The sequence below is a fragment of the Candidatus Thiothrix sulfatifontis genome (assembly GCA_022828425.1).
In the GTDB taxonomy this organism is placed as follows: Bacteria; Pseudomonadota; Gammaproteobacteria; order Thiotrichales; family Thiotrichaceae; genus Thiothrix; species Thiothrix sulfatifontis.
In genome coordinates, this window is sequence record CP094685.1 from 128,608 (window position 1) to 150,505 (window position 21,898).

Annotated in this window: 23 protein-coding genes; 16 read left to right on the forward strand and 7 right to left on the reverse strand. The window is 54.3% G+C overall.

Translation table 11 applies throughout. The features are described 5' to 3' along the window. Window positions 1-62: 62 nt before the first annotated feature. Genes L3K52_00705 through L3K52_00715 form a run of 3 tightly spaced genes read left to right on the forward strand, consistent with a single transcriptional unit; the run spans window position 63 to window position 2,233 of the window. Window positions 63-497: a hemerythrin family protein gene (locus L3K52_00705; GenBank protein ID UOG92269.1), complete on the forward strand. Its 435-nt coding sequence runs from the start codon at window positions 63-65 to the stop codon at window positions 495-497. After that, on the forward strand, window positions 484-1,041 hold the full coding sequence (locus L3K52_00710; protein ID UOG92270.1) for a DOMON-like domain-containing protein: 558 nt from the start codon (window positions 484-486) through the stop codon (window positions 1,039-1,041). Before L3K52_00705 ends, L3K52_00710 begins: the two co-directional genes overlap by 14 nt. Beyond that, window positions 1,025-2,233, forward strand: a complete 1,209-nt coding sequence (locus L3K52_00715; GenBank protein ID UOG92271.1) for a DUF1343 domain-containing protein — start codon at window positions 1,025-1,027, stop codon at window positions 2,231-2,233. The genes L3K52_00710 and L3K52_00715 overlap by 17 nt, the downstream gene beginning before the upstream one ends. On the opposite strand, the gene L3K52_00720 is transcribed toward L3K52_00715, so the two are convergent. After that, the gene (locus tag L3K52_00720) at window positions 2,230-3,048 is read right to left on the reverse strand and encodes a transglycosylase SLT domain-containing protein (protein ID UOG92272.1); all 819 of its coding nucleotides are present in this window, start codon (window positions 3,046-3,048) and stop codon (window positions 2,230-2,232) included. The two genes, L3K52_00715 and L3K52_00720, sit on opposite strands and share 4 nt — an antisense overlap. Window positions 3,049-3,129: 81 nt before the next feature. On the opposite strand from L3K52_00720, the gene L3K52_00725 reads away from it, so the two are divergent. Then, window positions 3,130-4,020: a DMT family transporter gene (locus L3K52_00725; GenBank protein UOG92273.1), complete on the forward strand. Its 891-nt coding sequence runs from the start codon at window positions 3,130-3,132 to the stop codon at window positions 4,018-4,020. An 84-nt stretch (window positions 4,021-4,104) separates the two neighbouring features. Here L3K52_00725 and gorA read toward each other — a convergent pair whose 3' ends face one another. The 5 genes from gorA to L3K52_00750 all read right to left on the reverse strand — a co-directional run bounded on the left by gorA (window position 4,105) and on the right by L3K52_00750 (window position 9,189). After that, window positions 4,105-5,469, reverse strand: coding sequence for a glutathione-disulfide reductase (gene gorA / locus L3K52_00730; protein UOG92274.1), 1,365 nt, complete (start codon window positions 5,467-5,469; stop codon window positions 4,105-4,107). A gap of 13 nt (window positions 5,470-5,482) precedes the next feature. Beyond that, on the reverse strand, window positions 5,483-6,217 hold the full coding sequence (locus tag L3K52_00735) for a glutathione peroxidase (protein ID UOG92275.1): 735 nt from the start codon (window positions 6,215-6,217) through the stop codon (window positions 5,483-5,485). A gap of 150 nt (window positions 6,218-6,367) precedes the next feature. Then, a complete protein-coding gene (locus L3K52_00740; GenBank protein ID UOG92276.1) occupies window positions 6,368-7,519 on the reverse strand; it encodes a hypothetical protein in 1,152 nt (383 codons plus the stop codon). A gap of 13 nt (window positions 7,520-7,532) precedes the next feature. Continuing rightward, the gene (locus L3K52_00745) at window positions 7,533-8,174 is read right to left on the reverse strand and encodes a hypothetical protein (GenBank protein UOG92277.1); all 642 of its coding nucleotides are present in this window, start codon (window positions 8,172-8,174) and stop codon (window positions 7,533-7,535) included. 10 nt (window positions 8,175-8,184) lie between these two features. Continuing rightward, window positions 8,185-9,189: a LysR substrate-binding domain-containing protein gene (locus tag L3K52_00750; GenBank protein UOG92278.1), complete on the reverse strand. Its 1,005-nt coding sequence runs from the start codon at window positions 9,187-9,189 to the stop codon at window positions 8,185-8,187. Between the two features lie 281 nt (window positions 9,190-9,470). Here L3K52_00750 and L3K52_00755 point away from each other — a divergent pair, with 281 nt between their 5' ends. The 11 genes from L3K52_00755 to L3K52_00805 are packed head-to-tail and all read left to right on the forward strand — an operon-like array spanning window position 9,471 to window position 19,143. After that, window positions 9,471-10,889 (forward strand): form I ribulose bisphosphate carboxylase large subunit, encoded by a 1,419-nt coding sequence (locus L3K52_00755; GenBank protein ID UOG92279.1) that lies wholly within the window; start codon window positions 9,471-9,473, stop codon window positions 10,887-10,889. Window positions 10,890-10,916: 27 nt separating this feature from the next. Continuing rightward, a complete protein-coding gene (locus tag L3K52_00760; protein UOG92280.1) occupies window positions 10,917-11,246 on the forward strand; it encodes a ribulose bisphosphate carboxylase small subunit in 330 nt (109 codons plus the stop codon). Between the two features lie 24 nt (window positions 11,247-11,270). Then, window positions 11,271-13,421, forward strand: a complete 2,151-nt coding sequence (locus L3K52_00765; protein UOG92281.1) for a CsoS2 family carboxysome shell protein — start codon at window positions 11,271-11,273, stop codon at window positions 13,419-13,421. A gap of 13 nt (window positions 13,422-13,434) precedes the next feature. Next, window positions 13,435-15,012: a carboxysome shell carbonic anhydrase gene (locus tag L3K52_00770; GenBank protein UOG92282.1), complete on the forward strand. Its 1,578-nt coding sequence runs from the start codon at window positions 13,435-13,437 to the stop codon at window positions 15,010-15,012. Continuing rightward, window positions 15,009-15,287 carry a carboxysome peptide A gene (locus tag L3K52_00775; protein UOG92283.1) on the forward strand — a complete coding sequence of 93 codons (279 nt, stop codon included), beginning with the start codon at window positions 15,009-15,011 and terminating at the stop codon, window positions 15,285-15,287. The genes L3K52_00770 and L3K52_00775 overlap by 4 nt, the downstream gene beginning before the upstream one ends. 1 nt (window position 15,288) lies before the next feature. After that, window positions 15,289-15,531, forward strand: a complete 243-nt coding sequence (locus L3K52_00780) for a carboxysome peptide B (protein ID UOG92284.1) — start codon at window positions 15,289-15,291, stop codon at window positions 15,529-15,531. Between the two features lie 22 nt (window positions 15,532-15,553). Next, window positions 15,554-15,871: a BMC domain-containing protein gene (locus L3K52_00785; GenBank protein UOG92285.1), complete on the forward strand. Its 318-nt coding sequence runs from the start codon at window positions 15,554-15,556 to the stop codon at window positions 15,869-15,871. A 44-nt stretch (window positions 15,872-15,915) separates the two neighbouring features. Further along, the gene (locus L3K52_00790; GenBank protein UOG92286.1) at window positions 15,916-16,206 is read left to right on the forward strand and encodes a BMC domain-containing protein; all 291 of its coding nucleotides are present in this window, start codon (window positions 15,916-15,918) and stop codon (window positions 16,204-16,206) included. A 51-nt stretch (window positions 16,207-16,257) separates the two neighbouring features. Beyond that, on the forward strand, window positions 16,258-16,515 hold the full coding sequence (locus L3K52_00795; GenBank protein UOG92287.1) for a 4a-hydroxytetrahydrobiopterin dehydratase: 258 nt from the start codon (window positions 16,258-16,260) through the stop codon (window positions 16,513-16,515). Window positions 16,516-16,555: 40 nt separating this feature from the next. Further along, on the forward strand, window positions 16,556-18,892 hold the full coding sequence (locus L3K52_00800) for a VWA domain-containing protein (GenBank protein UOG92288.1): 2,337 nt from the start codon (window positions 16,556-16,558) through the stop codon (window positions 18,890-18,892). Next, window positions 18,889-19,143: a hypothetical protein gene (locus tag L3K52_00805; GenBank protein UOG92289.1), complete on the forward strand. Its 255-nt coding sequence runs from the start codon at window positions 18,889-18,891 to the stop codon at window positions 19,141-19,143. The genes L3K52_00800 and L3K52_00805 overlap by 4 nt, the downstream gene beginning before the upstream one ends. 2 nt (window positions 19,144-19,145) lie before the next feature. On the opposite strand, the gene yrfG is transcribed toward L3K52_00805, so the two are convergent. Beyond that, entirely contained in the window at window positions 19,146-19,817 is a 672-nt protein-coding gene (gene yrfG, locus L3K52_00810; protein UOG92290.1) for a GMP/IMP nucleotidase, read from the reverse strand. Between the two features lie 50 nt (window positions 19,818-19,867). Between yrfG and L3K52_00815 the strand changes: the two genes are divergently transcribed. Then, on the forward strand, window positions 19,868-21,892 hold the full coding sequence (locus tag L3K52_00815; GenBank protein ID UOG92291.1) for a beta-propeller domain-containing protein: 2,025 nt from the start codon (window positions 19,868-19,870) through the stop codon (window positions 21,890-21,892). The last annotated feature ends 6 nt before the right edge of the window (window positions 21,893-21,898 follow it).

The following is a 21,898-nucleotide window of genomic DNA, read 5'->3' on the forward strand; positions in this document are numbered from 1 at the left end:
TGAAATTCCCATCCCGCTACATCACACTTTGCGTCCATCGCTTTATCAGGAACAACCTCACCATGCACATTGCTGACAACGCTTTCATGCCACAGGAAATCCCCGCCATGACCCAACTCCACGAAGAAGAGCGGGTCATGCTCAACGCCCTCTACACCTTGCTGGCACAAGCAACGCCGGATACTGCCAGCATCGACGCACAAATCGACGCGCTGCTCCAGCACACCACCGCGCATTTCGAGCAAGAAAACCGCAATATGCTGATCATCGAATTCCGCCCTTACCCGGTACACAAAGACGAACACGACCTCGCCCTCAGCGCCATGACCAGCGCGTTCGACCACTGGAAAGCCAGCCGCGACCTGCCCGCATTGCGCCATTATCTCGAAACCGAATTGCCCGCTTGGTTACAACAACACATTGCGACGATGGACATGATCACCGCACGTTTCCTAAAAATGCATCAGGACAAAGGCGGCGTGCTTGCATTCGCCTGAGTTACCCACCGTGCTAAGCCTGCATTGCCACCCCAGCACCCCCTGCCCTGCGGTCGATGCCTTGCAGGTGCAGGTAACACGCACTGATGGCGGCTTGCACCTGCGCTACACCCTCAGCGGCACACTCGCCGCACTCAACATTCCCCGCCCGCAAGCCCCGACCGCCACCGATGGCTTGTGGGAACACACCTGCTTTGAAACATTCATTCGCGTGTTGGGTGAAAACCGTTATCATGAGTTCAACTTTTCGCCTTCGAGCCAATGGGCAGCGTATGCATTCAGTGCTTATCGGGAACGGCTGGCATGGCAAGCGCAACAGCCGCCCGTGATCAGTACCGCAGTACGTGGCAATGAATTCGTGTTGGAAGCCTTGCTTGCCAGCGCTGATTTACCCGACAATAGCACCCAACAGCCGTGGCAACTGGGGATAACGGCGGTGCTGGAAACCACCAGCGGCGAAAAGTCCTACTGGGCATTGCAGCATCCCGCCACACGCCCGGACTTCCACCATAATGACGGATTTGTACATGCAATTTGGTCTTGACCGCTTTCTAAACGATGCCAGTCTGCGTGCTCCCTTGCACAGCAAACGGGTTGCCCTGCTCGCACACCCTGCCTCCGTCACCGCCGACTTGACCCATTCGCTGGATGCACTCGCCGCGTTGCCGGATATTCACCTCAGCGCCGCTTTCGGCCCGCAACACGGCATTAAAGGCGACAAACAAGACAATATGATGGAATCGCCCGATGTCATCGACCCGCAACACGGCATTCCGATTTTCAGCCTGTACGGGGAAGTGCGCCGCCCTACTCCCGCGATGCTCGACACCTTCGACGTCTTGCTGGTGGATTTGCAAGACTTGGGTTGCCGTATTTACACCTTCATCACCACCCTGCGCTATGTGCTGGAAGCTGCCGAACAACACGGCAAAAGCGTGTGGGTACTCGACCGCCCCAACCCTGCCGGTCGCCCTGTCGAAGGCTTAACCTTGCGCACGGGCTGGGAAAGTTTCGTTGGCGCAGGCGCAATGCCGATGCGTCACGGCTTGACGATGGGCGAGTTGGGTTTATGGTTTATCCGCGAACTCAAGCTCAATCTCGAATACCGCGTAATCGGCATGGAAGGCTGGCAACCCAATCTTGCCCCCGGCTACGGCTGGCCATTGGGTGGACGCGAATGGATCAACCCCAGCCCCAACGCCCCCAATCTATTCATGGCACGTTGCTACGCCGGAACGGTGATGCTGGAAGGCACTACCCTCTCGGAAGGGCGCGGCACGACCCGCCCGCTGGAACTGTTCGGCGCACCCGACCTTGACGCCCGCGCCATTATCCACACCATGCAAACCCTTGCCCCGCACTGGCTGCACGGCTGTCGCTTGCGTGAATGTTGGTTTGAACCCACCTTCCACAAACACGCGGGCAAACTGTGTGCGGGGGTGCAAATCCACGTAGAAGCGCCGCATTACGACCACAGCGCGTTCCGCCCTTGGCGCGTGCAAGCGTTGGCGTTCAAAGCCATCCGTCAGTTGTACCCCGATTATCCGCTGTGGCGGGATTTCCCTTACGAATACGAATTCGGCAAACTGGCAATTGACGTGATCAACGGCTCCACCTTGCTGCGCGAATGGGTGGATGACCCACAAGCCACCCCAGCGGATTTGGATGCGCTTACCCAGCCCGACGAACAGGCTTGGGAAGCCGCCCGTGAACCATTTTTACTGTACACGGCTTAATGCGCATCTTTAAGCAGTTGCGCGATATTCCACAAACTTGGCACGTATTCCACCGCCGCTTTCAGCGATCGATCGCCCGGCTGCTGAAGGTGTTGCGCATAAAGTTCATGGTAAAAATTGGCGAAATTCAACGCGATGCCGCGCCGTTCCATGTCTGCTAATAAGCGTTTGACATTGCCCGCCCCCCAGTTATACGCAGTAAACGTCAATAACCACGCATCGCTTTCCGCAAAGCCTGCCACATCCGCAAAGTAGAAATGGTAACGGTGCAAATGCGCTTGTGCCGCTTGGGTGCTCAAAGTGGCATCCGCGCGTAATTTATTGATCCCCGTGGTTTTGATGGCATCGCTGACATAATCCAGCGTCTGAATTTCTTTCAAGACTTCCGGGGTCAATTGCCAATAGCCGTAATCGGCGGATTTTTTACCTTTTTTGCCATGCCACTGCGATTCCAGATACGCAATCAGCAAAATGCTATCCGGCATTCCTTGTAAATCGACGTTTTTCACGAACGGATACGAGCGAATAAACGCATCCAAATAGTCATTCTTGCCGTTAGCGTCACGCCATTGAATTTTATTGCGCACCTGTTCGCTCACTTGGAGGAAGGTAGTTTTGCCCGCGCCATGCAGCGCATTGCTCAGAAAAAATTCAAACAAATCGTAATGTTTATGCGCTAATTGGGCGCTGGAGGCTTCGGCTGGCACTTGGTAAGCCACTGTGTGCCAAGCGGGGGTTTCAGCGCGTGCCACCGTGGTGAAACCAGCCATCAAGCACCAGCACACACCCGCAAACGTTGGTTTTAGCCACAACATAAAATTCCTGTCAGTAACGCGATTGGGGTATTTTAGCCAGCTCCATGCGCCGTGCATGGATTATTTTTGGCTTTGGAGTGGATGATGCAAAAAAACACCACGCAATTCGGTTTAACGCTGGCGATTGGCGGCACCGCCTTGTTTGCGCTCAAGTCGATTTTCATCAAATTGGCTTACGCATACGGGGTGGATACCACCACTTTGCTTACCTTGCGCATGTTGATTGCGCTGCCGTTTTACGCCGGAATGCTGCTGTGGCTGTTACGCAAACCGGCTGTGGTCAAACCGCTTCCACCGGAATTGCTGATGCTCACGGGTTTGGGCTTCATGGGCTATTACCTCGCCTCTTGGCTGGACATGGAAGGCTTGCAATACATTTCCGCGCAACTCGAACGCTTAACGCTGTATACCTACCCGATCATGACCACCTTGCTGGGCTGGTTGTTTTTGCGGGAAAAAATCACTTGGCAAATTGTGAGTGCGTTGGTGCTAACTTACGGTGGCATTTTATTGCTGTACGCGCACGAAGCAAAATGGAACACGAATAATGCCATGCTGGGCGTAACATTAGTGACATTGGCGGCGTTGACGTTTGCGTTTTACGTGGTGTTTAGCAAGCGCTTGATTGGCAAATTGGGCAGTTTATTGTTCACTAGCATCATCATGTTGGTGTCCACAGGGTTTATCTTTGTGCAATTTCTGCTGACACATGCGTTAGCCGATTTGGGAAAACTGCCCTTGCCGGTATGGGGTTACGCGGTATTGCTGGCGATCTTCAGCACCTTATTGCCGAGTTTTATGGTGAGTGAAGCGATTCACCGCATTGGCGCGGCGAAAACCAGCATTGTGGGCACGGTTGGTCCCGTATTGACGATTTTACTGGCGGTGTGGCTGCTGGGTGAACCGTTTGGCTGGTTTCATTTGGCGGGGATGGCGTTGGTGATGGGCGGGGTGAGTTTGCTGCGGAAATAATTCGGCAAAGATGAAGAGGGCGTATGCAATACGCCCCTACAGGGATCTGCGTAGGGGCGTATTGCATACGCCCTCTTCCAAACGTTATTTCATCGTGACCATTTCTTCGGCGCTGACGGGGTGAATCGCGATGGTGTCGTCAAAGTCTTGCTTGGTTGCACCCATGCGGATAGCAACCGCGAAACCTTGCATCATTTCATCCACACCCACGCCAATCGCGTGGCAACCGACGATCTTTTCTTCCGCACCAACCACAACCAGCTTCATCGCGGTCTTGGCTTTGTGCTTGACGAAAGAATAATACATTGGGGTGAATTCGGTGCTGTACACCTTCACCGCATCGCCGTATTTTTCCCGCGCCGCTTCTTCCGACAAACCAATCGTGCCAATCGGCGGGTGCGTGAACATGACCGTTGGAATCAGGCTGTAATCGACTTTACGGTCTTTCATGCCACCAAATAAACGATCACCGAGGCGACGACCCGCAGCAATGGCTACCGGCGTCAGTTGCACGCCGCGCTTATTGATAATGTCACCAATCGCGTAAACACCGGGAACGCTGGTTTCCTGATACTCATTCACGTCGATGAAACCACCGGGCGCGAGTTCCAGACCAATGTTTTCTAAACCAATACCGTCGGTATTGGTCTTACGACCAATCGCCCACAACAACTGATCCAGATCAGCCAACGTGCTGCCGTCGGTGTAATTCACGGTCAGTTTGCCGTCAGCCTGCTTTTCGACGCTGGCAATTTTCGCCGTGTCGTTGAACACAATGCCGTCGGCTTCCATCTGCCCACGCAAGGTTTTCTGCATCAGGCTATCGAAACCGATCAGCACGGGAAAACCTTGGTGCAACATGTGCGTTTCTGAACCGAGGGCATTCAACACGCCCGCCAACTCCAGTGCAATGTAACCGCCGCCGACAACCGCGACTTTTTCGGGCTGTTCAGCCAACTCAAAAAAACCGTCAGAATTAATACCGAATTCCGCGCCGGGAATATCGGTTGGCACGATGGGGCGCCCCCCCGTGCAAATCACAATGTGATCAGCAGTATACGTTTCGCCGTTCACTTCTAGCGTATTGGCGGCGGTGAAACGCGCCTGACCATTGATCAGGTCGATGCCCGCTTCGGACAAAAAACTATCCATGTACCAATCGTTGATACCACCAATCATATTGTCGCGCTTGTTCACCAACTTGCCCCAATCGAGCTTGCCGGGAACCGTCGCGAAACCGTAATCCTGTGCATCGTGCTGGGCATGAGCCAAGTTCGCGGCAAACCACATCACTTTTTTGGGGACACAGCCCCGATTGACGCACGTACCGCCGAGGTCGTCATTGACTTCCACGACCGCGCACTTCGCGCCATGTTTCGCAGCCTTTTCGACCACTGACAAACCACCGCTGCCCGCGCCGATGGCGATTAAATCGTAATGTTGGCTCATGCTTTGCTCCTGATTATTTTGCTTGCAACCACGCTTCGAGCTTATCCGAACCGCCGATCAACGCACCGTTGATGAACACTTGCGGAACGGCGTCAACACCCGCGACAGCACGCAGGCTGCGGTTAGTATAATCTTGATTCAAGACCATTTCGTCGAAATCAATGCCAGCGTCACGCAACATGCCTTTGGCTTTAGCGCAGAATGGGCAGCCAGGGCGAGTAAACAAGGTCACATCCAACGGTGCTTTTACGCCCGGTGCAATGTAAGCCAACATGGTATCCGCATCGGATACTTCAAACGGGTCGCCCGGTTGGTTGGGTTCGATAAACATTTTTTCCACCAGGCCGTCTTTGACCAGCATGGAATAGCGCCATGAACGCTTGCCGAAACCGAGGTCATTTTTATCAACCAACAAGCCCATGCCGTCGGTGAAGTCGCCGTTGCCGTCTGGAATAAAGGTGATGTTGTCGGCTTTCTGGTCAACTTTCCACTCGTTCATCACGAACGTGTCGTTCACGGACATGCAGATAATTTCATCCACACCGTGTTGCTTGAACGTATCCGCCAGTTGGTTGTAACGCGGCACGTGTGTAGACGAACACGTCGGGGTAAATGCGCCCGGCAGTGAGAATACGATGACGGTTTTGCCTGCGAACAGGTCATCACTTTGTACATCCACCCATTCGTGGTTTTGACGCGTGCGGAATGTAACGCTAGGGATACGTTGACCTTCTTTATTCGGGTACATAAGCAATCTCCATTTGATAAAAAATAATTTAACGAATCTTTAACAATCTATAAAATTGATTAGATCGAGCGCAGTATAGGCAGATGCTGCTGACTTGCATAGTTGATTATGTCTAATGTCATGTTCGGTTTATTCGATCAAATCAGAACATTAATACGGCAAATGCAAGTAAATCTCTGCCTCGTCTTCCATCATCTGAATCGCCGCATCCAAGCCCAATTGCTGCGGGTTATCCGCGCTACACGCCTGCAAACGCGTAAACAGCGCCTCTTGTTCCAGCACATAGCGCTCACCGTTTTTCAATTGCACATACGCCGCCCAGGGAATGAACTTGGTTAACACAAACGCCTGTTCCGGCGACGGTGAAATATCCACATGTAAGCCTGCAATGTAGAGCAAATTACGCCCCCGATACGCACTATCTTGTGAAATGCTGCGGTAAGCACGGTCGAATTCGGCTTGCGTATTGGCTTGCGCTGCCGTCAGCATTGGCTCAGCAGACATCACAATCCAAGGCATTGCGCCGATTAGGTTTTGCTCCAATTGGCGCGACCCGTCGGTGTCTTCCCGCAAACTGGTGTGGTAGGTGAAATATTCCGGCAATAAGGCATCGCCCAGCGGCTGCTTGCCCGTGCCTTCGTTGAAAAACCAGCGCATGTGCTGAAAAAAAGCGTCGGTCGCCATGAACGTGCGCGACGTGCTTTGCATGGCAATCGGTAACATTTCACCGTCATGCTGGTGTTCCACCATTTTTTCCAGATGCAACACCAAACTGCGTTCCCGGCTACGCGACAAATATTGGTTGTCCAAGGTCAAGCGGCAATGATCCGCCCGCATATCCACGAAAATGTTTTGGCAAGCAAACTCGTATTCGCGCAAATACCACTCCAACGTGGCGTGGATTTTGCCACAGTTACTGGAGCAGCGGTGATTCGCCGTCTGGATGCGCCGATAAGAACCAAAGGTCATGGCTTCGGGGTCATAACCGACGTGGCTGGAATGCACAATCACCAAATCTTTACCGTGATGCGCGTGCGGGCCATGCCGGTCACACGCCATAATCCCGCCCACTTGCCCGTGATTGAACGGAAATATCCCAAAATGTTTTGCCAGCAAAATCACCGGGTAGCCTTGGCTCTCATCCGAACAAAACGCCCGTGAGGGCATGATTTTTCCCGGCTCAAACCCCAGTTCCACACACCAGTTAAACAAACGCGGCACGAAATTACTGTAACGAAACCAGTAATTTTCCATGCGAAAATGCCCCAAACTGGCTTGCACATTGTCCCGAACATTGTACATCGAGCGGCTCCTCTCAACCGATTTGCGTGCCAGTGGCACGGGTATTAAGCGTAGCAATCGCTTGTTGCGCCGCTTGTAGTGCTTGCGCGGTTTCTGCCTCGCTGCCCATCATAATCAAGCGCCCAAATGCACCGTAGGCTTTGACATCAACCAACGTGACATGCGCCGCTTTTTCGGCTTCGTTGGCGGCGTACACAATGTAACCCGCCGGTTCGGTTTCAAAAATGAACATGCTTTTGCCGGGCAATAACATCGAGCCATGCCGCAATTGGCGGTTAATCAGGGTCGCATGGTCAGGCGTAATCGCACGGATAATTTCTTGCCAGGCAATCCGGCAAGCCATGCGGTTTTCGACCTTGGCATTGATTTCACGCAAGACGGCTTCACCGGCAGCGGTGACTTCACTTTGGTTGCGGTAGTGAACTTCCATGGAGCCGAAAGCGCGTTCCACCACTTGTTGACCCAAGCGCACATTGGTCGCTTTGAGGGCAATGTCACTCAAACGGTGTACCGCCATGCCCGGTGCAACCTCAATCCACAAACACGCATCGCCGGGAATCGGCAAAAAGCCCTGCGAAGAGGTGGCCAAATACGAAGCAAGCTGCGGTTGCAGCGAATCAATGAAGGAATAAACACGCAAACTAACAGCATTCATAGGGGTTTTCTCAGTTGACTACCGCGATAGCCGGTGAATAAGGGGAGGAAACCAGCGGCAATTCAGGGCGGTGCGGCAAAGCCAAACGGTTGGCATTAATGTCATGCCAGATTCGCGCCCCGTCTTGCAGCAAAAAGTCTAAGAAACGCTTGGAGGTGTTGGAAAGTTTTTTGCCTTTCAAGTGCACCGCGTACCATTGGCGCATGAGCGGGAAGTGTTGCACGTCCAACACCGCCAGCAACCCTGCATCCAATTCCAAGCGCAAATTGTGGGTGGACAGCACGGAAATGCCCAAGCCCGCCATAACCGCCTGTTTAATCGCCTCGCCACTGCCGAGTTCCATGTAGGTGTTGACCTCTACCCCGTGATCCGCAAACAGTTTGATCCGAGCGGCGCGAGTGCCAGACCCCTGTTCCCGCGAAATAAAACGTTCTTGGGCAATGCGTTCCAGCGTAATATTGCGCCGCCCAACCAAGGGGTGATCGGGTGGCGCGACCACCACTAGGGGGTTATCGAGGAAATATTCAGCCTCTAATGCGATCGTCAAGCTATCGGGCATGGTTCCCATAATCACCAAATCATCGAGATTGTCTTCTAGGCGGCGGATGATTTTGGCTTGATTGGTAATTGTCAGGCGTGGCTCCACTCTAGGGTAATCCCGTAAAAACACCCCCAACAAATGCGGCATAAAGTACTTAGCCGTGGTGATCGCGGAGACATTCAACGGGCCTTTCACGCCCTCTTCCATGCCGATCATGTCTTCATTCAGCACCCGCAAGCGTTCCAGTACGTCACGGCAGGCTTCAAACAATTCACGCCCGGCGTCGGTCATAAACACGCGCTTACCCATGTGTTCCATCAAAGGCATTCCCACGCTGTCCTCTAAGCGTTTGATTTGGATGGAAACAGCCGGTTGCGTGAGGTGTAATTCTTCGGCAGCACGGGTGAATGACAAATGCTTACCCACACTGTGAAACAAGCGCAATTGATGCAAAGTAATGTGGCGTAAATTCATACAAAATATCCCGCAAACACGTTGGAATTAACTCTAGTAAATGTTTTTAGCGCTGACAATTAACCTAGTTTGCGTGTGGCAATCATTAACCTAACTTAGGGAAAACCCTTAAAAACAATTTACTAGGGTTTATGCACAGCATTTATATTTACTATTGTTTATGCAAATTATATTTATAATTAACTTCAGTTCATCATTTTGCTTGCTTATAGTCGCTCACATCTGGCGTAGCTGACTGCCAGAGCAAGATTCCCTAACGCGACTTCTGCAAGGAGAAGATGATGGCAAAGAAATACGAGGCCGGGGTCAAAGAGTACCGGCAAACCTATTGGCAACCGGATTACATCCCGCTGGATTCCGACATTCTGGCGTGCTTTAAAATCACCCCGCAACCGGGCGTTGATCGTGAAGAAGCCGCCGCTGCGGTAGCGGCTGAATCTTCCACCGGCACTTGGACAACCGTGTGGACGGACTTGTTGACCGATATGGATTACTACCGTGGACGTGCTTACGCGATTGAAGACGTCCCCGGTGATGACGCCTGTTTCTACGCTTTCATTGCCTACCCGATTGATTTATTTGAGGAAGGTTCGGTCGTCAACGTCTTCACCTCCTTGGTGGGGAACGTCTTCGGCTTCAAGGCAATCCGGGCATTGCGTCTGGAAGATGTGCGCTTTTCACTGCATTACGTCAAAACCTGTAATGGCCCACCCAGCGGTATTCAGGTCGAACGTGACCGCATGAATAAATACGGTCGCCCAATGTTGGGGTGCACCATTAAACCAAAACTGGGGTTATCGGCAAAAAACTACGGTCGGGCGGTATACGAATGTTTACGCGGCGGTTTGGACTTCACCAAAGACGACGAAAACATCAATTCGCAACCGTTTATGCGCTGGCGTGACCGTTTCCTGTTCGTACAGGATGCGATTGAAACCGCCGAAGCCCAAAGCGGCGAACGCAAAGGTCATTACCTGAATGTCACCGCCCCTTCCCCCGAAGAAATGTATGAACGCGCCGCTTTCGCCAAAGAACTCGGCACGCCGATTATTATGCACGACTTCCTCACGGGTGGTTTTACTGCCAATACCGGGCTGGCACGTTGGTGCCGTAAGAACGGCATGTTATTGCATGTTCACCGGGCGATGCACGCCGTACTCGACCGCAACCCGCATCACGGCATCCACTTCCGTGTATTGGCAAAAGCCTTGCGTCTCTCCGGTGGCGATCACCTGCACACGGGTACGGTCGTGGGTAAATTGGAAGGCGACCGCGCTGCCACCCTGGGCTGGATCGACTTGCTGCGCGAATCGTATATACCGGAAGACCGTTCACGCGGCATTTTCTTTGACCAAGACTGGGGTTCCATGCCGGGCGTATTGGCGGTGGCCTCTGGCGGTATTCACGTATGGCACATGCCTGCGCTGGTGAACATCTTTGGTGACGATTCCGTGCTGCAATTCGGTGGCGGTACGTTAGGGCATCCGTGGGGCAATGCCGCCGGTGCTGCCGCTAACCGGGTAGCACTCGAAGCCTGTGTCGAAGCGCGTAACCGGGGTGTTGATTTGGAAAAGCAAGGCAAAGAAATTCTGGTGAATGCTGCCAAGTCCAGCCCTGAACTCAAAATTGCCATGGAAACCTGGAAAGAAATCAAGTTCGAGTTCGATACCGTCGACAAGCTCGATGTTCAGAACCGCTAAGCACCGTACTACTTAGGAGTTGTCACCATGCCTGATTCGCAAGACTACAAACAACACGTCAAATACGAGACGTTTTCTTACCTGCCGACCTTGACCGCCGAGCAGACGCGCCAACAAATTCAATACATTGTGGCGCAAGGCTGGAATCCAGCGATTGAACACGTTGAACCCGCGCGATCTGCCGCTTATTACTGGTTCATGTGGAAGTTACCGATGTTCGGTGAGCAAAGCGTTGACCGGATTTTGGCAGAAATCGAAGCGTGCCACCGTGAATATCCGCACCATCACATCCGCCTGATCGGTTACGACAATTACACCCAAAGCCAAGGCACGGCCTTTGTGGTTCATCGCGGCTAAACGTCATTAAGGGAGGGAGATACCATGCCTGCACAACTTGCAACCAGCGCAGCAAAAGCCCGCGACGCTGCCGCCGCCCGACGGCGAGCCGCTTCCCAGCGCAGTGCTACCGCACCACGAGCGCAACGCCCGAAACCCGCGCTGCCCGTTACCCCAGCGAGTACCGCTTACCCAAGCAGTACCGCGCTAACAGACAGCCTGACCCGCTTGTTTGGTAACGATACCGTGACCGAAGAAACGCTGGATGCCTTGTGTGATTTGGTTGAAACCGACTCCCAAGCCTTGGGCGCAAGCAGCAACAATGTACGCGCCTTGTGCCGCAATCGCCGCCAGCAACTGGCCTCCCAAGGCAAAGCTGCCGCGCCCCGCAAACCCGGTACTGCCAGCCGCCCTAGCGGGCGCAATCCACGCAGCAATCAAGGTTTGCAAGGGCGCGATGCTGCCCGCCAACGGCGCAATGTCATGGCGCGAAATGGACGGGGCGACGTGGTTGAAGCCCCGCGCCCCAGCGGACGTATCCGCCCTGCGCGTGTCCCCCCCAAAGTCGAAATCGATGCTACTTTATCGGGCAGCACCGTGACCGGCACACCAGTAAGCCATGTCAGCCAAGCCGCCATCACGGGGGGCGAAAGCGGCGCGTGTCGGGCAGTGACGGGGACGGAATACCTCGGCACGGATCATTTCGACACCCTGTGCGGCACGCGCCCCGAACCAAACAAACCCAAAGTAGGGGTCACTGTCACCAGTGGCGGCTTAGCGGTTTCCGGCACAGAAATGGGGCGTTCCCAACGCGTCACGGGAGACGAGCAGGGCAGTTGCCGCCCTGTCACCGGCACCGAATACTTGGGCTTGGAACAATTCGCGGATTTCTGTGAGAACAAAGGCTTGACCACCCGCGCCCCCAAAGTCGTGGCTGGCACCACAGAACGCAAAAAGATCACCGTCACGGGGGTGGACGAAGCACGCTTGCAACCCGTTACCGGCAATCAATCAGGCGCAAGCCTTAGCATTACGGGGTCACAGTACGCTGATGCGGGCGCATCCCGCATGACCATCAACGGCCCGCAAAAAGTGGCGCTAACGCATACGATTGCTGGGCGTTCTGTTACGGGTACCGAAGTAGGACGTGCCATCAATGTCACCGGCGATGAACACGGCAGTTGCCGCCCGGTAACGGGTACCGAATACGTTTCCAGTGAGCAATTCAAATCCATTTGCAAGACGCAAGCGCCCGCACGTTCTGCCAAAGTCGGCGAAGACAGCAGCCGCAATGGGCAACGCATTACCGGCAATCTGGTGAACCGCACCGAAAAAGTCACCGGCAATGAAGCCACGACCACCGGAAAAGTCACAGGTTCGCAATACGGTGACAGCAAAGTTGCCCAACGCAATGCCGCACCGAAGGCTTACCCCATGCGAGCATTAGCCATGCGCCATGCCCTACAAGCCGCACCGGAGCCGATCATTGTACCCGAGCCAGAACCGATGCCAGCGTTGCACGAACACGCGCACCCGCATGACGCAAACGGCTTCTGCTGTGATGAATGCGCGGCTGAACATCAGGTAAAAGTGGCGGTTGCACAAGTGCGGGGCATGTTGCCTCCCCCGCCGGTCATGTGTCACGGCTGTGCGGATGCCGCTGTCGCTGCGCTAAAACAAGCGCAAATGACTAGCCCAAGCGCCAACCAGACGTTCAGCGCCCCCACACCAGCACCGGCGGTGACACGGCGAATTACTGGCAACGCGGATGATGGCTTACGCCGCATTACCGGCCCCGGCAATATGGCTGCCCGCTTGGTTTCTGGTACACCGGAATTCCGTTACCAACACCCAGCCACTATGCCAGAACCGGCTCCACCGACACCGCCGACAGTCGATGCCGGGGAAGTCTCTAGCCCAGTGTCGCGCATTACCGGCGATGGGCGTGACGGCGGGACGCGCATTACCGGCGACGATTGGGGACGCAGCGGACGCATGACCGGCACGGAAGGGCAATGGGCAAACGGACGCAACCCCACCCTGCGCGGCACACCCCGCAGCATGGCAATGGTCAATGCCCACGCCAATAAAGCATTGGAACGCCCCGAAGCCCCACCGCTTGCCAAAGTGACCGGCAGCAGCGGTAACAGTGGCAAAGGTGCGCTGATTACCGTCTCCGGCGGGGCAAGAGGCTAAAGGGAGCTAAACGATGAATAGCCGTCAAGCCCAACAAGCTTTACGCAACGCTCGCCAGCGTGTTACTGCCGTTTCCTCTCCAAAGCGGGCGGTACGGCAACAGGAAGTGGTTGGCAGTACCGCCACAACGGAAAGCGCCAGCGTGTCACGCTTATCGCGTTCGCTAGTAGCAGTTGATCGTTCGGTTGATAGCCACCGCCACCCACTGGCAGACCAGCACACCAATGCACGGCTGGCGCATTGCGAAGAAACGGTTAAAGGGCGTTTCGACGCCATTACCCCGGCCTTGCAAACCCTTGCCGGTTTGCCCTGCGGCACAGACTTTGCTGAACAAGCGCAAGCGGTAGCATTGCAACAACTGGGGTATCGTTTACCAGAGCGCATCCTGAATAGCGCTTGGGTCAGCGGGGTAGACATCAAAGCCTTGTATGCCTATTGCACGTTTCAGGCATTGCAACTGGCGACTGAACAATTTGCCAATGATTTACGCCAGCAGGTAGAAGCGGTGCAAGACACCCGCAATTTCTTCCTCGATGGTGGGTTTCACGCGGTGGACATCAGCCCCTGTGCGGATGGTCGCCTTAAAGGGTTGATGCGCTACATTTTGCGCCTGCCGCTGACTTCGTTTACCCGACGCAAGGCGTATGCCGGTGCGTTATTTGATGTGGAAACCGATGTGCGTCACTGGGTAGCCACCGAGTTGCGCCGCTTTCGGGAAGGTGTACCGACCAGGGCAGATGCCGGGACACGTTACCTGAAAATTGCGGTTTACCACACCAGTTCAAGCTCCCCCTGCCATGAGGGATGTGCTGCCCACGGCAGTAACGATCATCAAGCTGTGGCAGCGGCACTGGATCGCCTAAACCAGTTCCGCCAAGCCATTGAGAATTCGTTCTGTTGTGGTGCCAGCACAGATATTTTGCTGATTGGGGTCGATACCGACACCGATGCGATTCGGGTACACATTCCCGATGGCAGCGGGCAATTATCCCCACAGCGGTTTGTGGATAACACCGCGCTGTACCGCGCCACGCTGCATTTGTCAGCCGATGCTGCCCGCTTAGCGGTGTATGACGCGATTGATACCGCCGTGCATAAACACGGCTGGGGCGAAGGCAAAGGCGAACCCCACGAAGGTATGCGCCGCTTGATTGCCAATTTGCTGATAAATAATTTGTCGCAAATCGACTACGTGGTGGATTTACACGCTGGGCAATACGCCGACATTGGTCACGCGGAACGCTACATCAACGTGGGTGACGGTTTCGAGGAAGTACAAATCCGCAATGTGGCGTATTACGCGCACTTGCACACGCTGGAAGAAGGCGTCGCGGATATGGATGTCGGACTCAAGATCTTCAAGGGCTTGAATGTGCAACACGGTTTGCCTGTGCCGGTGGCAATTCACTACCGCTACGATGCCAAGGTGCCGGGTGCTCGCGAACGCACGGTGGTGAAAGCGCACCGGGTAGCAGCGGCTATTCGCCAGCGTTACCCCGATCTGGTGGCAAAGGGGTTGTTGCTGTGCCAATTGTCGGTGCAAGACCTCCCCACCGGCAGCCCCATCGAAGTCGTGGAGGCGGCGGTATGAAAATCATGCGGGTTGAAAAGACACTGGTTTCCACCAACCGCTTAGCCGAACTGGGGCACAAAGCCTTGCTGGTGGTACAGGAAAAAGCAGGGGGCGCACGTCAAGTCGCGGTGGATGCGATTGGCTGTATGCCCGGTGATTGGGTGATTTGCGTGGGGTCTTCCGCCGCGCGGGAAGCCGCAGGCAGTAAGGAGTATCCATCCGACCTGACGATTGTCGGCATTATCGACCGCTGGCGTGCCGAAGCGGATGACACTGGCAAGGGAGCAGCGTGACATGGAAATCATGCGGGTACAGTCGAAATTGGTTGCCACGCGGCGCGTACCCGATTTGCAGGATTTGCCCTTGCGGGTATTGGTTGACAGCAAGGGCGGGTTGAACGTGGCGTGTGACCCGGTGGGCGCACCACCCGGTGCATGGGTTTTTACGGTGAGTGGTTCAGCAGCGCGTTATGCCTTGCGTGACCCCAAGATACTCACCGATCTGACCATCGCCGGAATTATTGATTATTGGGAATAAACACTGACTAAGGAGCATAGCTATGGCTGAAGTAACAGGTATTGCCTTGGGCATGATTGAAACACGCGGTTTAGTACCGGCGATTGAAGCGGCTGACGCGATGACCAAGGCGGCAGAAGTCCGCTTGGTGGGTCGCCAGTTTGTGGGGGGAGGTTACGTCACGGTACTGGTACGCGGTGAAACCGGCGCGGTGAATGCCGCTGTGCGTGCCGGTGCTGACGCTTGTGAGCGCGTCGGTGACGGTTTGGTGGCAGCACACATTATTGCCCGCGTTCACTCTGAGGTGGAAAGCATTTTGCCCAAACCCGGTCAACCCGTGGATAACGCAGTGATTGGTTAATGGTTAGCGCCATTCATTTTTAGGACTTTATGAGGAGAATAAACATGGCACAAGTCACCGGCATTGCCCTTGGCATGATTGAAACACGCGGTCTGGTTCCGGCTATCGAAGCCGCCGATGCCATGACCAAAGCCGCAGAAGTCAAACTGATTGGTCGCCAATTTGTTGGCGGCGGTTATGTCACCGTACTGGTGCGTGGTGAAACCGGGGCGGTGAATGCCGCTGTGCGTGCCGGAGCGGATGCTTGTGAACGTGTCGGTGATGGCTTAGTGGCGGCACACATTATTGCCCGTGTCCATTCGGAAGTGGAAACCATTTTGCCTAAATCGGAGTAAATCCCCCGTTTCCCCCTCTGCCAAGAGGGGGTTCAATCCAGGAGCAGCAGCATGACCACACAACCCAGCAGCGCTTGGCGCATCCAACAACGCCCCGCCGCGATGAATCGCCGTTACGATTTCACCGATTACGCCCAAACCCGCCAGTTTTTGGATGATCTGGCGGCATTGTCGGAGCGCACCGGCTATTACCCCGATCTGAATTTTACCCGCCATCAGGTAACTGTCAGCATTGCCGCCGACGCGGATACGTTGGGGGAAACCGAATACCGTTTTGCCGCCGATGCCGATGCACTGACCAGCCACTGAGGGGTGACATAAGCCCCACCTAGCAACGAGGAGAACACCGATGGCGATACAACTCAGCGATTATCAAGACATTCTGGATGATTTGGGTGCAAGCGCCAATGGGGTGCTGGAAGCTAACTGGCACGACGCTGTCCGGGTGTTTTCTCCGCGTGGTCTGGATACCTATTTGCGCGGGGCAGCAGGCTTAAAATCGCTGGGGCGTGGCACCGATTTGGTGGAGTCTTTCCTCGAAGCGGCACCGATGGTTGCCAAAGAACTCGGCGAACAAGCGGTGGCGGAATTGCTGTCTGCCGCCATTCAAATGTATTCCAAAACCAGTGCCAGCACCTTGGCATTGCTGTTTGCCACTGCGCCCACTGCCGCTACCCGTTTAGGGGAACTGGAACTGTTCAACGGCTACCTCAGCCTGCTGAATCATTTGCTGGCACAAGCACCGCGTGCCTTACGCCCCTTGCTGGACAAACTCGATGTATTGCTGACGCACCTCACCTTGGGCGGCTTACGGCGGTGGGCAATGTGGGGAGTATCGGCGTATCGTAACGATTTCAGCGGACAAACCGCGTATTTTGGGCTGGAAAATGATACCGCGCTGACCGTACTCAAAAAAGAACAGCGCGGGGTCTTGTTTGTCGATGTGCAGCGCCGCTTGATTATGTATTTACGCGCCTTGTGGGGGCGGGATTTTTTCCTGCGCCCCACTTCCGGTGATTTTGAAACCCGCGAAGGGTATCGCCCGTATATCGAAGCCGGGTTTATCCATTTGCCGGATGCTTTTGACGATTTCATTCAAACCAACGGCGAGAAAGCCAATGGCATGGATGTGTATCGCGCCGCTGCCGCGCACGCCGCCGCCCATCAGGTGTACTCACATTATGACCCGCAAGCAGACAGCTTTACCCCCTTGCAACAAGCCTTGATCGGGCTGGTGGAAGATGCACGGGTCGAAGCACTGGCGATTCGCCAATTCCCCGGTTTGCTGGGTTTGTGGAAAAATTTACTGCCCACCGTCACGCAAGACAATAGCATCGCGAGTGTGTTGGGGCGCATGGCACGGGCGTTGTTGGATGACCACTACAACGGTGATGATCACCCGTTAGTAGAAGCCGCCAGCGCTTTATTTGCGAATGCACAAGCACAACTGGAATCGCCTCGCATGGCGCAAGGCATCGGTTTGGAACTCGCCCGCCAAGCCGAAAGCCTCGGCTGGCATTACCAAGCGCGTCAGGATGCTCTCAATAACCCTTACCGCGATGATAACCGCTATTTGTGGCAGGCCCCAGAGACCAACGCCGATCACATCCTGTTACCGGGGCAGGCGATGCAAGTGCGCAAATACGTCAGCGTCATGGAAATGGTGATGGGGCTGGATGTGGAATACGCGGGAGACGATGCGCAAGAAATTTGGGTATTGCCCACCGAATTTTACGAAGACGACGGTACTACCCTCAATGCCAAAGAAGGCAAAGCGCCGGTCTCCTCGCCGATTCATTACCCCGAATGGGATTACCAAAGCCAGTTAGAACGCCCCAACTGGGTAACATTACTGGAAAAACGCCCCAAAACCGGCGACCCCGCGCTAGTGGAGGCAGCAATTGAAGCCCACAAACCGCTGGTGAAACGCATTAAGCATTTAATCGAATCCATCCAGCCACAAGGTTTAATCCGCCAACGGCGTGTTGAAGACGGCGATACGTTGGATTTGAATGCCGCAGTGCAAGCCATGGTCGACATCCGCCGTGGCAAGCAGCCCGACCCGCGTATCAATATCCGTACCCGTTTGCAAATCCGTGACTTATCGGTGTTATTGCTGGTGGATTTGTCCGAATCGACTAACGATCCGGTGCGCGATTCCCCCGAAGGCAAAACCGTACTGGATATGGCACGCGAGGCCACCGCGTTGTTGGCAGAAGCCTTGGTGAAAATCGGCGACCCGTTTGCCATCCACGGCTTCGATTCCAACGGGCGGCATGACGTGGAATATTACCGCTTCAAGGACTTTGACGCGCCGTATAACGACACCGTAAAAGGACGGCTGGCGGCAATGAGTGGGCAACTGTCCACCCGCATGGGAGCAGCGTTGCGCCATGCCGGATCGTTGCTGGCACGGCGTTCCAGCCAGAAAAAGCTGATTTTGCTGCTCACCGATGGTGAACCCGCCGATAACGACGTGCGTGACCCGCAATACTTACGCCAAGACACCAAAAAAGCGGTGGAAGCTTTGGCACGTCAGGGTATCCAAACGTTTTGCCTCACGCTTGACCCCTATGCCGATGATTATGTGTCGCGGATTTTCGGACACAAGCATTACCTGATTTTGGATCAAGTCAGTCGATTACCGGAAAAGTTAGCCACCTTGTACGTAGGGATGACGAAATGACACCCGCCAAACCGCCTTGTTGCCAGCACGATCAACAGCCTGCGAAACGCGGACGCTTGTTTGGCTGTGACCCCGCACCCTTGGCGGTGTTGCTGGTATTTGTTTTGCTCTTTTTGGAATTTTTGCCGCACTTATGGCTGTGGCTCCTGGGGTTATTAACCCTGATGGCGTTGATAAGGCTGGGATTTTGGTGGTACGAAACCAAGTATGCCGCCAAACAACCGACGGATTGCCCGTGTCAGGAAAAATGATGTTAAGTGCCCAGCAACTGCGTGTAACACGCCACCGCCGTAAATTCAGCGGTATCTTTTGGCGGCTGCTGCGAATCCGGCTGATGGATTGCCAGCAAATACTTCACCCCGTGCGCTTGTGCCGCGCGTAATACGTGCAAATTGTCATCAATGAATAAGGAATGTGCCGGATCAAACACTTCCACCGTACTCAATTTTTGCCAAAAATCGGGATGCTCTTTCGGCAAACCCAAGGAATGCGACGTAATAATGTGATCAAAATAGTGCGCCAATGCCACATAGCCAAATTTCAAGCTCACACTTTTTTGGTGCGCATTGGTGAGTAATACTACCCGTTTCCCGCGTTCATGCAGCGATTCGAGAAAGCGTTCAACGTGCGCCCGAATCGCAATTCGATCTGCGATTTCGTGTTTCAGCGCCACCACGTCTGTGCCCAGATGATTCTGCCAAAAATCAAGGCAATACCAATCCAAGGTGCCTTCCATTTCGGTGTAACGCGCGTGCAAATAAGCACGAATTTCATCCGGCGTAGCACCGCGCTGTTCGGCTAAACGCACCGGCAAATGTTCCAACCAAAAATGGTTGTCGAAATGCAAATCCAACAACGTGCCATCCATGTCTAAAAACACGGTGTTAATCTCATGCCAGTCTAAATTGATTGCGCTATAATTCATTTTATGGGCTTCCACCTACCACTAAAAATCGCATCATACCGGAGGGCATTATGAAAAATCTGCATCAGTTTGCTTTGAGCATTGCCATCGCGTTACTACTCAGCGCGTGTGGCGGGGGCAGTTCTAGCACTGCCGTCAGCACGAACAACACCAACACCAGCACGAGTACAAATACGACCACACCCAGCACCAGCGCCAATAAACCGGCGTTGAAACAAGCGGCTAACAACACCGAACTCGAAACGTTGATCAAACAACAAATGCTCGAAATCTACGGCACGGTGCGCCCTGAAATATACCCGTGCAAAGGTGACGTGTGCATTATGCCCGTCATGGCAACGACAACAAGCGCACCAGCCGCCGTTGCCGACACCGGCAAAAGCGTTTCCAGCACCAACACCCAAGAAACCAATGTCGACGAAGCCGACCGCATCAAAACCGACGGCACATACCTCTACACCACCGCAACCGACCAACCCAATGTGCGCATTTTCAAAGCAAATGACGCCAGTAACACGCTGGTGAAAGACCTACCAGTGGGGAATGACACCAATACCCGCTTGAGTGGTCTGTACCTTGATGGTGCAAAACTGGTGGCTCTCGCCGAAGAACAGCAAATGTACAGTATTTGGGATCGTTGGTTTATTCCCAGCTACTGGCAAAACCAACAAACCCAGCTTTACCTGTTAGACGTTACCAACCCTGAAAGTCCCAGCCAAACCGCCAAACTCACGGTGGAGGGGCAAGTCATTAGCAGCCGCCGCATAGGTTCGACGTTGTACGTCGCCACCCGCCACAGCCCCACACTGCCCAATTTGGTGCAATACCCGACCACCGAAGCGGAAGCCGCCGCTAACCGCACGCTCATCAACAACGCCACGCTTGCCGATTTCCTGCCCGATTACCAACTCAATGGCGGCAACAAAAACGAAATTTTCAGCGGCGATGATTGCTTCATGACGCAATACACCGACAAGAAAAGCTACCAAACCAGCATCGTCAGCCTATTGGCGATTGACATGAACAGCGCCACACCGACCCCGCAAGGCAAGTGTTTCGCGGGTGATACCGAAACGTTGTACGCCTCCACCGATGCGATTTATCTGGCAACCACCAGTTACAACTACCCCGACAATGCACCTGTCACCACGGGAAACGGTAACGATGCAGCGGTTAGTACCAGCATTGCTTATTACCCGCCAACCATTACCACCGATCTGCACAAATTCTCACTGGCGGGTGGCATTAACTACCGTGGTTCTGGGCGTGTGGATGGGCATCTCGGCTGGCAACAAGATTTAAAACCGTTCCGCCTGAGCGAACACAACGGCGTGCTGCGCCTGCTGACCTATACCGGCGATGAGTTATCTAACAGTGCTTCCCCCGCCCGGCTCTACACCATGCAAGAAAATACCGCGACGCAATCGCTGGATATTCTCGCCAAACTGCCTAACGCCACCCATCCCGCGCCTTTAGGCAAACCGGGTGAACAAATCTACGCCACCCGTTTTTTGGGCGACAAAGCGTATTTGGTCACATTCCGCCGCACCGATCCGTTGTATGTCTTAGATTTAAGCAAACCGGCTGATCCCTACATTATTAGTGAACTGGAAATTGACGGCTTTTCGGATTACCTCCACCCCATCGGTGACAATTACCTGCTCGGCATTGGCAAAGATGGCGGGGTAAAATTGTCGTTGATTGACCTCACCGATCCCAGTCATCCTTACGAAAAGCAGAAAATCATTATCGGCAAAACCGGAACGGATACAGCGGTTTCGCAAACGCACCATGCTTTCACCAGCTTGCAACAAGGCAACAATTTGCAAGTCGCCCTGCCTGTCAGTCTGCATGAGCGCGAAGATTACCGCTGGACACAGGATGAGCTGTACCGCCTCAACATCAACACCCAAACCGGCACGATGCAAGCACTTGCGCCCATCGTCAGCGAAACGGCATCAGCCGCCGACCCGTACAGCTACTCCAGCTACCAATGGCCAAATGACCGTTCGGTGATGATCGGCGAATTCATCCATTACCTGCACGGCGACAAGGTGATAAGTCAGGCGTGGTAGGTTAGA